This is a genomic window from Acidimicrobiales bacterium, assembly GCA_036399815.1.
GTDB lineage: Bacteria > Actinomycetota > Acidimicrobiia > Acidimicrobiales > DASWMK01 > DASWMK01.
Window position 1 is genome coordinate 1 of record DASWMK010000107.1, and the last position, 9,622, is coordinate 9,622.

11 protein-coding genes, 1 tRNA gene and 1 pseudogene are annotated in these 9,622 nt (G+C 75.4%); 6 read left to right on the top strand and 7 right to left on the bottom strand.

The annotated features are described in order from the left end of the window. From VGB14_07645 to VGB14_07660, 4 genes are all read left to right on the top strand, one after another. On the top strand, positions 1-291 hold a 291-nt coding region (locus VGB14_07645; GenBank protein ID HEX9992783.1), incomplete at its 5' end, for a redoxin domain-containing protein. After that, a complete protein-coding gene (fabZ, locus tag VGB14_07650; protein ID HEX9992784.1) occupies positions 288-725 on the top strand; it encodes a 3-hydroxyacyl-ACP dehydratase FabZ in 438 nt (145 codons plus the stop codon). The genes VGB14_07645 and fabZ, both read left to right, overlap by 4 nt. A gap of 36 nt (positions 726-761) precedes the next feature. After that, entirely contained in the window at positions 762-1,241 is a 480-nt protein-coding gene (locus VGB14_07655) for a sigma-70 family RNA polymerase sigma factor (protein HEX9992785.1), read from the top strand. Next, a complete protein-coding gene (locus VGB14_07660) occupies positions 1,238-1,852 on the top strand; it encodes a methylated-DNA--[protein]-cysteine S-methyltransferase (protein ID HEX9992786.1) in 615 nt (204 codons plus the stop codon). Before VGB14_07655 ends, VGB14_07660 begins: the two co-directional genes overlap by 4 nt. Here VGB14_07660 and VGB14_07665 read toward each other — a convergent pair. Genes VGB14_07665 through fabD form a run of 5 tightly spaced genes read right to left on the bottom strand, consistent with a single transcriptional unit; the run spans position 1,849 to position 6,134 of the window. Then, the gene (locus tag VGB14_07665; GenBank protein ID HEX9992787.1) at positions 1,849-3,018 is read right to left on the bottom strand and encodes a beta-ketoacyl-ACP synthase II; all 1,170 of its coding nucleotides are present in this window, start codon (positions 3,016-3,018) and stop codon (positions 1,849-1,851) included. The genes VGB14_07660 and VGB14_07665 overlap by 4 nt on opposite strands. A 20-nt stretch (positions 3,019-3,038) precedes the next feature. Next, a complete protein-coding gene (acpP, locus tag VGB14_07670) occupies positions 3,039-3,275 on the bottom strand; it encodes an acyl carrier protein (protein HEX9992788.1) in 237 nt (78 codons plus the stop codon). 35 nt (positions 3,276-3,310) lie between these two features. Continuing rightward, positions 3,311-4,033 carry a 3-oxoacyl-ACP reductase FabG gene (gene fabG / locus VGB14_07675; GenBank protein ID HEX9992789.1) on the bottom strand — a complete coding sequence of 241 codons (723 nt, stop codon included), beginning with the start codon at positions 4,031-4,033 and terminating at the stop codon, positions 3,311-3,313. Further along, the gene (locus VGB14_07680; GenBank protein ID HEX9992790.1) at positions 4,030-4,956 is read right to left on the bottom strand and encodes a beta-ketoacyl-ACP synthase III; all 927 of its coding nucleotides are present in this window, start codon (positions 4,954-4,956) and stop codon (positions 4,030-4,032) included. The genes fabG and VGB14_07680 overlap by 4 nt, the downstream gene beginning before the upstream one ends. Further along, entirely contained in the window at positions 4,953-6,134 is a 1,182-nt protein-coding gene (gene fabD / locus VGB14_07685) for an ACP S-malonyltransferase (protein HEX9992791.1), read from the bottom strand. The genes VGB14_07680 and fabD overlap by 4 nt, the downstream gene beginning before the upstream one ends. 260 nt (positions 6,135-6,394) lie before the next feature. Here fabD and VGB14_07690 point away from each other — a divergent pair. Further along, positions 6,395-6,478 (top strand) — tRNA-Leu (locus VGB14_07690). Positions 6,479-6,803: 325 nt separating this feature from the next. After that, positions 6,804-7,139: pseudogene (locus VGB14_07695) on the top strand (DUF4188 domain-containing protein). Positions 7,140-7,379: 240 nt separating this feature from the next. Here VGB14_07695 and malQ read toward each other — a convergent pair. Both malQ and VGB14_07705 read right to left on the bottom strand, forming a co-directional pair. Next, positions 7,380-9,233 (bottom strand): 4-alpha-glucanotransferase, encoded by a 1,854-nt coding sequence (malQ, locus tag VGB14_07700; protein HEX9992792.1) that lies wholly within the window; start codon positions 9,231-9,233, stop codon positions 7,380-7,382. A 29-nt stretch (positions 9,234-9,262) separates the two neighbouring features. Next, positions 9,263-9,622, bottom strand: a 360-nt coding sequence (locus VGB14_07705; protein ID HEX9992793.1) for a DUF3105 domain-containing protein, incomplete at its 5' end; no start/stop codon positions are given.

Consider the following 9,622-nt stretch of genomic DNA (forward strand, 5'->3'; position numbering starts at 1 on the left):
GGCGCGCTCGATGTCGAGGTGCTCGGGATCTCGCCCGACGAGCCGCCGAAGCAGCTCGCGTTCGACGAGAAGTACTCGCTCGGCTTCCCGCTCCTGTCGGACCCCGACCACGCCACCGCCGAGGCCTACGGCGTGTGGGGCGAGCGGTCCATGTACGGCCGCAAGTACATGGGCATCGTCCGCTCGGCCTTCCTCGTGGACGAGGACGGGAAGGTGGCCGAGGCCTGGTACAAGGTCAGCCCGGCCGACACCCCGAAGAACCTGCTGCGGGCGCTCGGGGCCTCTGCGTGACGGGGCTGCCCCGGCCCGAGGACGTCCTGCCCCACCGGCCGCCGTTCCTGCTCGTGGACGAGGTGACGGCGGTCGACCCGGGCCGGTCGGCGGCCGGGCGGTGGCGGCTCACCGGCGAGGAGGCGTTCTTCGCCGGCCACTTCCCGGGCCGGCCGACCCTCCCCGGCGTGCTGATGGTCGAGGCGCTCGCCCAGGTCGGCGCCGTCGCCGTGCTGGCCGACGAGCGCTTCGCCGGCCGGCTGCCGCTGTTCGGCGGGGTCGACCGGGCCCGCTTCCGCCGCCAGGTCGTCCCCGGCGACGTGCTCGACCTCGAGGTCGAGCTCGGCCGCCTGTCGTCGCGGGCCGGGACGGGCTCGGGCCGGGCGTCGGTCGGGGGCCGGCTGGCCTGCGAGGCGTCGCTGCTGTTCGTCCTCGCCCCGGCCGGCGGGTCGTGACCTCACAGGCCGGGCCGCCGCGTCGTTGACCGGGACGTGAGCCTGCCGCCGTTCTCGACGTTCCTCGAGGAGCACCGGCTCCCGGTGCTCCGGTACCTGACGGCGGCGGTGGGCCGGGACGAGGCCGCCGACTGCTTCCAGGAGACGTTCCTCGCCGCCCTGCGGGCCTACCCGCGCCTCGAGCCCGGCTCGAACCTGACCGCCTGGGTGTTCACGATCGCCCACAACAAGGTGGTCGACGCGGCCAGGGCCCGCACCCGCCGCCCCGTCCCCGTCGGCGCCGCCGCCGGCGACGACGAGGCGGCCACCCTGCCCGACCCCACGCCGGCCACCGACGGCCCGCTGTGGCAGGCGGTGCGGGCGCTGCCGCCCAAGCAGCGCACCGCCGTCGTCCACCGGATCGTCGGCGACCGGCCCTACGCCGAGATCGCCGCCGTGCTCGGCTGCTCGGAGGACGCCGCCCGCCAGAGCGTGTCCACCGGGCTCCGACGCCTGCGAGAGGAGCTGTCCCGATGACCGTCAACGACGACCTCGACCTGGACCTGGCCGGCCTGCCGGCGCCCGACCTCGACGTCCCCGACGTCGACGCCCTGACCGCCCGCTTCGCCGACCGGGCCCTGGCCGAAGGCCTCGTCGACGTCGCCTGGGCCACGATCGACAGCCCGATCGGCCCGATGACGGCGGCCGCCACCGAACGGGGCCTCGTCCGCATCACGTTCGGCGACGCGGCGACGTCGGTGCCGGGCCTGCTCGCCCTGTCCCCCAGGGTCGTGGAGGCCCCGGCCCGGCTCGACCCCGTCCGCCGTCAGCTCGACGAGTACTTCGAGGGCCGCAGGACCTCGTTCGACGTGCCCCTCGACCGGGCGCTCTCCTCGGGCTTCCGGCTGAAGGTGCTCCGGGAGCTGGAGCGGGTCCGCTACGGCGAGGTGACCACGTACCGGGACCTGGCGACGCGGGTCGGCAACCCGCGGGCGTCGCGGGCCGTCGGGACGGCCATGGCCACCAACCCGATCCCGATCGTGGTGCCGTGCCACCGGGTGGTCCGCACCGGCGGCCACCTCGGCGGCTACGGCGGCGGCCTCCCGGCCAAGGAGTGGCTCCTCCGCCTGGAGGGCGTGCTCGTCTAGCCCCGGTCGGCCCCAGGGCCGATCACCAGGCAGCCGTTGTGGCCGCCGAACCCGAACGAGTTCGACAGCGCGGGCCCCGGCTCCCACGGCCGGGGCTCGCCGGTGACGAGGTCGATCGTGGCGATCTCCGGGTCGGGCTCCTCCAGGCCGGCGGTCGGGGGGACCTCCCGCCGCTGGATCGACAGCACGACGGCGACCGCCTCCAGCGCCCCGGCGGCGCCCAGCGCGTGGCCGGTGACCCCCTTGGTGGAGGTGACCGGCGGGCCGGGCGAGCCGAACACCTTGGCGATGGCCTCGGCCTCGGCCGCGTCGTTCAGCGGCGTGGACGTGCCGTGGGCGTTGATGTGGCGGACGTCGTCGGTGGTGATGCCGGCGTCGGCCAGCGCCAGCTCCATGCAGGCGACGGCGCCCGACCCGTGCGGCGCCGGGGCGGTGATGTGGTGGGCGTCGGCCGTGCTGGCCGCGCCGAGCACCTCGGCGAGGATGGTCGCCCCCCTGGCCAGGGCCGCCTCCCACTCCTCCAGGACGAGCACGGCGCCGCCCTCGGCGATCACGAACCCGTCCCGGCGGGCGTCGAAGGGCCGGGACACACCCGACTTCGACAGCGCGGTCATGTTCACGAAGCCCTGCACGCCGACCGGGGTCATCGACGCCTCGCTGCCGCCGGTGAGCATGGCGTCGCACCGGCCGATGGCGATCTGGCGGGCGGCGTTGCCGATGGCGTGGGTGCTCGCCGCGCAGGCGGTCACGGTCGTCTCGCACGGCCCCCGGAAGCCGTAGCGCATCGACAGGCCGGCGGCGGCGGCGTTGCCCATCATCATCGGGACGAGGAACGGGGAGACCCGGCGCCCGCCCTTCTCGTGGTAGACGAGCACCTCCCGCTCGAGCGTCTCGAGCCCGCCCACGCCGGTGCCGAGGATGACGCCGATCCGGTCGGGGTCGACCCGCAGGTCGCCCGCCTGGGCCAGCGCCTCGATGGCGGCCGCGAACGCGAACTGGCTGAAGCGGTCGGTGCGGCGGGCCTCCTTCGGGTTGTCGAAGAAGGGGGTCGGGTCGAAGTCGGCGACGCGGCGCTCGCCCTCGGGCGCCGGCCCGCACAGGCCGTCCCAGAAGGCGTCGGCGCCGATGCCGCACGGCGAGACGACGCCGACCCCCGTCACCGCCACTCGGCGGCCGTTCGGGCCCATCAGAGCTTGGACGAGATGAGCTCGTAGGCCTGGCCGACGGTCTGGATCCCGTCCAGCTCCTCCTCGTCGACGCTGACGGCGAACTCCTCTTCGAGGGCCATGACCAGCTCGACCAGGTCGAGGCTGTCGGCGTCGAGGTCGTCGCCGAACTTGGCGTCGGGGGTGACCTTCTCGGCCGGGACCGAGAGCACCTCCACGGCGCACTTCTTGAACCGGTCGAAGTTCTCGTCGCTCATCGCTGGGGGGTTCTCCTGGATGTGTTCGGGTCGGATCAGTGTCCCATGCCCATCCCGCCGTCGACGGGGAGCACGGCACCGGTGACATAGGAGGCCTCGTCGGAGGCCAGGAAGGCCACGGCGGCCGCCACCTCCTCGGCGGTGCCGAAGCGCCCGACGGGGACGGCGGCGGTGAGGGCGTCCCTGCGGGACTCGGGGAGGACGGCGGTCATGTCGGTGGCGATCGGGCCGGGGGCGACGACGTTGACCGTCACGTTGCGCGAGGCCAGCTCGCGGGCGAGCGACCGGGCCAGCCCGATGAGCCCGGCCTTGGCCGCGGCGTAGTTCACCTGGCCGGGCGACCCGGCCAGCGCCGCCACCGACGACAGGAACACCAGCCGGCCCCACCGGGCGCGGACCATGCCGGCGGCGGCCCGCTTGGCCACCCGGAAGGCACCGGTCAGGTTGGCGTCGACCACCCTCGTGAAGTCGTCCTCCTTCATGCGCAGCAGCAGCTGGTCGGCCGTCTGGCCGGCGTTGCTGACCACTACCCCGACGGGGCCGAGCTTCTCCTCGACGGTGGTGAACGCCTCGTCGACCGACGCCGCGTCGGTGACGTCGCACCGCACGGCCAGCAGGTCGTCGTCCTCGGGGGCGTCGGTGCGGTACGTGACGGCCACCCGGTGGCCGGCGCCGTGGAGCGCCCGGGCGACGGCGAGGCCGATGCCCCGGTTGCCGCCGGTGACGAGGGCGACGCGGCCCTCGGCGCCGTCGGTCACGGCTCCCACCGCAGCAGGGCGCTGGCCCAGGTCATGCCGGCGCCGAAGCCGACGAGGAGGACGAGGTCGCCGGGGGAGAGGCGCCCGGTGTCGGCCGCCTCCGCGAGGGCGAGGGGGATCGAGGCCGACGAGGTGTTGCCGGTGCGGGCCAGGACGGAGGAGACCCGCTCGGCGGGGACGCCGAGGCGCTGGCAGGCGGCGTCGATGATGCGCTGGTTGGCCTGGTGGGGGACGACGAGGGCGACGTCGTCCACGGTGACGCCGGCCTTGGCGAAGGTGCGGTTGGCGGAGTCGACCATCACCCGCACGGCCCGCCGGAACACCTCGCGGCCCTCCATCTGGATCCACCCGCCGACGTCGCAGTAGAGGAGGTGGCGGGCCGAGCCGTCGCAGCCGATGTCCCAGCCGAGCAGGGACGGCCGCTCGTCGTCGGCCTCGAGCACGACCGCGCCGGCGCCGTCGCCGAAGAGGATGATCGTGCCGCGGTCATCCGGGTCGGTGATGCGGCTCAGGGTCTCGGCCCCGACGACCAGCACCTTGTCCATCCCCGTGGTGATCAGGCCGGCACCGACGACGAGCCCGTAGACGAACCCTGAGCAGGCGGCGTTGAGGTCGAAGGCGCCGCCCGGGATGCCGAGCTCGTGCTGGACGGTGGCCGACGTGGCCGGGACGGTCTGGTCGGGCGTGGTGGTGGCGAGGAGGAGGCAGTCGACCTCGGCGCCGGACCGCCCGGCCCGGGCCAGCGCCTTCTCGCCGGCCTCGACGGCCAGCCCGCAGGTGGTCCCGCCGACCCGGCGCTCCTTGATGCCGGTGCGCTCGGTGATCCAGGCGTCGCTCGTGTCGAGCCTGGCCTCGAGGTCGGCGTTCGTGACGACCTTGTCGGGCAGGGCCGTGCCCCACCCGGTGATGCGGCAGCCGATCATCCGTGGGCCCGCAGCCAGGCGACGGGCTGGCTGGCCGTCACCCGCTCGCCCTCGTAGGCCATGAGCCCCATGAGCGTGCCGGTGAACGGGGTGCGCACCTCGTCGTCGCCGACCAGGCCGACGACCTCACCGGCCTCGATGCGGCCGCCGGGGCGGACCGGGGTGGTGGGGATGAACACGCCGGTCGCCGGGCTGACGACGAGGCGCTCGCTCGAGAAGAGGTGCTCGCCCTCGGGGAAGACGGCGACGGGCGGCCGGCCGGACAGGTCCTCCAGCAGGTGGTCGAGGTCGCCGGGGGTGGAGACGGACAGGGCGCGGGCGCCGGTGACCGTGCGGGTGGCCATGCCGGTGAGCACGGTGCCCGGGCCGACCTCGACGAAGGTGGTGACCCCGCCGTCGGCCAGGGTGTGGAGCGTCTGGCGCCAGCGCACCGGGCTGCACAGCTGGGCGGCCAGCAGGTTGGCCCACTCGGCGCCCCGCTCGTGCTGGCGGGCGTCGACGTTGGCGACGACGGGCACCTCCAGGTCGCGCAGCTCGGTCTCGGCGAGGGCCTTGCGGAGCCGGTCGCGGGCCGGCGCCATGTACGGCGTGTGGAAGGCGCCACTGACCTTGACCGGCAGCACCTTGCGGGCACCGAGCCCCTTGGCCGCCTCGGCCGCCGCCTTGATGGCGTCGGGGTCGCCGGCGATCACGACCTGGCCGGGGGCGTTGAAGTTGGCGACCCACACGTCGCCGTCCACGGAGTGGCAGGCGACGTCCACGAGGTCGTCGTCCAGGCCGAGGACGGCGGCCATCGTGCCGACCCGCTCCTCGGCTGCGACCTGCATGGCCTCGCCCCGTTCGGCCACCAGCCGCACGCCGTCCTCGAACGACAGGGCGCCGGCCGCGGTGAGCGCGGTGTACTCGCCGAGGCTGTGGCCGGCCAGGCGGGCGGCGTCGACGCCGGTCCGCTCGACCGCGTCGAGGACGACGAGGCTGAGCACGAAGGTGCCCAGCTGGGCGTTGCGGGTGGCGGTCAGCTCGTCGGCCTCGGCCTCGAGGAGCAGGTGCGCGACGTCGCGGTCGGTGGCCTCCGACGCCTCGGCCACCAGCTCCCACGAGGGGTGGTCGACCCACGGACGGCCCATGCCCGGCTTCTGCGAGCCCTGGCCCGGGAACGTGAACGCGATCATGCTCATCGACGGGTCCGACCGAGCCGCCCCAGGCGAAGTTTCACTACCGCGCGGTCAGTTTCGGACCTCTTCCCGTCACGCGTGGCGGGTCGGCGCCTGATAGCGGCGCTCGGCCTCCTCGAGCTTGCGCCCGCGGTAGGCGAACGCACCGGCGACGAGGACGGCCAGCACGACCAACCGTCGCGGCCACCGCCGCCGCCGTCGCACCTCCACCACCGGCTCGTTCCGCGACCGTCGCACGCCCCGACGTTACGCTGGCGCCGCCCGCCCGGGTGGCGTAACAGGCAGCCGCGATGGATTCAAAACCCATTGCCCGAGAGGGCGTGCGGGTTCGATTCCCGCCCCGGGCACCCGTCCCGCCGGTCCGGCGCCCCGCGAGCGCCGGCGTGCCGGCCGCCGCCAGCAGGAGCACCGTCCACACCACCGCCGCCGTGTGCATGGGGCAACGATAGCACGTCGGTCGAACACGTGTTCGATGGAGCCTGCACTACCGTCGCCGGATGGGGAAGGTGCGCCCGGGGCGGTTCACGGCCGAGCACGAGGGCGACGTCGTCGTCTTCCTGATCGGGATGCGACTGAACCGGCCCTGGAAGGTCCACAAGTGGCTGCCGGTGGCCACGGCGATGCCGAAGATGCTGAAGTGGCTGGCCGAGCACCCGCACGACGGGCTGCTCGGGCGCCCACCAGGCGCTGCTGTTCGGCGGGCCGGCCGTCGTGCAGTACTGGCGGTCCTTCGAGGACCTGGACCGGTTCGCCTCGAACCCCGACGCGCCGCACCTGTCGGCCTGGCGCCGCTACAACCGGCAGGTCGGGAGCCGGTCCGGCGACGTCGGGATCTGGCACGAGACCTACGTCGTCCCGGCCGGCCGGTGGGAGTGCGTCCACGTGAACATGCCGGCCACGGGGCTGCCCGCCGCCACCGAGCACGTCCCGGTGGGCCGTCGGGGCACGACCGCCGGCCGTCGCATCGGCGCCGTCACCGCCGACGAGCCGGCCGTCGCGCCCACCTAGCCCGGGGGCCGACCCCGGCGCCAACGTCTCCGGTCGACGGCCGCCACCTCGGGCTCGCCGTCACCCTCGGACGACCCGCGGCCGACGTCCGACCGAGGCGAGCGGCGACGCGCTCGCACGCCCCCGCACCCCGGGCGGGCCCGGGGCGGCGCGATGCGCGGCGGGCGGCGCCGCGCTCGGCCCCCGCACCCGGGGCGGGCCCGGGGCGGAGCGATGCGCGGCGGGGCGGCGTCGGTCGCGCTAGGCCGTCGGGGCGGGGCGGCGCTCGGAGAGGGCGTCGGCCACCGCCTTCACCTGCTCGGACGCCAGGGCGTCCTCCAGGGGGACGGGCAGGCCGAGCGACCAGTTCGGCCACTCGCTGATCGTCCCGGGCACGTTGGGCCGCTCCTCGACGCCGAGGGCGTCGTCGAGCGTGGCGCTCAGCACCATCGACGGCGCGGTGGCCAGGAGGCGGTAGGCGCCGACGACCACGTCGCCGACGGGGGTGTCGTCGTCGGCGCCGACCATCGTCGCCAGCCGGTCGCGCATCTTCGCCGTCGACTCCTCGTTCGGCTCCAGGTCCAGCTCCCGCTGCACCTCCAGGTCCGAGCCGGTCCACAGGCCGGCGACCGTCGGCAGGTCGTGCGTCGTCACCGCGGCGAGCGCCTGGCGGGGGTAGCCCGACGGGTCGCCCTCCTCGAACCAGAGCAGCCGGTACGACAGCACCCCCCGGTCGGTCAGCGCCTCCCTGATCCACGGCTCGACCGTCCCGAGGTCCTCGCCGACCACGAACGCGCCGGCCCGCACGCTCTCCAGGGCGAGGATGTCGAGCAGGTCGGTGGCGTGGTAGCGGACGTAGGTGCCGTCGGCGGGGGAGCGGCCCTCCGGGATCCAGAACAGCCGGAACAGCCCCATCACGTGGTCGAACCGCAGCCCTCCGGCATGGCGCAGCCCCGACCGCACGGTCTGCACGAACGGGTCGTAGCCGGCCGCCCGCAGCCGCCAGGGCACGAACGGCGGCAGCCCCCAGTCCTGCCCGGTGGTGTTGAACTCGTCGGGCGGGGCGCCGACCCGCACGCCGGTGGCCAGCACCTCCTGCCACTGCCAGGCGTCGGCGCCGGCCGGGTCCACCCCGATGGCCAGGTCGTGCACGAGCGGGGTGGCCTCGCCGGCCGCCTGCACCTGGCGGTCGAGCAGCCACTGGAGCCAGCCGTGGTAGCCGACCCGACGGTCGTTGGACCGGGCGAAGGCGCCGACGGCCGGCGAGCCGGGCCGGCGGTGCTCCTCCGGCCACTCGTTCCACCCCGACCCGTGGTGCTCGCACAGCGCGCAGAACGTGGCGTAGCCGGCCAGGTCGTCGCCCCGCTCCGCCAGCCAGCGGTCGAACGCGGGGTCGCCGGGGAACCGCTCCCACAGCGCCTCCAGCGCCGCCGACTTCAGCGCGAACACCTCGTCCCGGTCGATCCTGCGGTCCCCGTTCAGCCCCCGGCCGGCGGCCGCCAGCCGCTCCACGTCCGCCACCTCGGCGGCGCCGGGGACCTCCTCGACCCGCAGGTACAGCGGGTTCCGGTACCGCCGGCTGCTCGGGTAGTACGGGCTCGGCTGCTGGGCGGGGAGCGGGAGGGCGCCGTGCAGCGGGTTGACGGCGAGCATGCCGGCCCCCGCGCCGGCCGACCACTCGCCGATGCGCCGCAGGTCGGCCAGGTCGCCCAGGCCCCAGCTCGTCCGTGACCGGGCCGCGTACAGCTGGACGGTGAGGCCCCAGGTGCGCAGGTCGGCCGGGAGGTGGCAGCGGCGGGGGGCGACGATCAGCCGGGTGGTCGGCCCGCCGTCGAGCGGCCGGAGGTCGTGGTACCCGAGGGGCAGGTCGGGCGGCAGGGCGGTGACCCCGGCCATCGACGCGCCGTCCTCCAGCACGAGGTCGGCCGGGCCGAGGAGCGGGTCGGCGGCGCCGGCCCTGACCACCCACGTGGGCCGGGGGTCGGGCGGCCGCTCGTCCCCGTACTCGCCCCCCATCGCCGCCCGCAGCGCGCCGATCGTCCCCGGCGCCGGCGTCCGCCACACGCCGGCCACGTCCCAGTACCCGTCGTCGATGCCCCAGGGGTCGGTGGTCACCGGGGCACGGTAGCCAGGGCGACGACCAGCTACTCCTGGTCGGGCCCGTGCCCCACGCGCTCGTCGACGAACTCCCGGAGGGCGTCGAGGTCGACCTCGTCGCAGGTCCGCTTGAACACCCAGGCGGTCGCCACCACGGACGCGGGGAGGTCCACGCCGGGCGCGACGACGACGTGCTCGCCGGCCAGCGCCTCGAGCGCGTCGGCGTCGGCGGCGGGCAGGCCCTCGTGCTGGATCAGCACGTCGCCCCGCTCGAGGATCCCGACCTGGACCGGCCGCTCGATGGGCTCGTCGACGACGCCGGTGATCGCCGGCCCGGGCACGTGCGGCCCGGACGTCGGCGGGTCGCTCCGGTAGGTCGGCTCGGCCCCCCCGGGCAGCACGTGCTG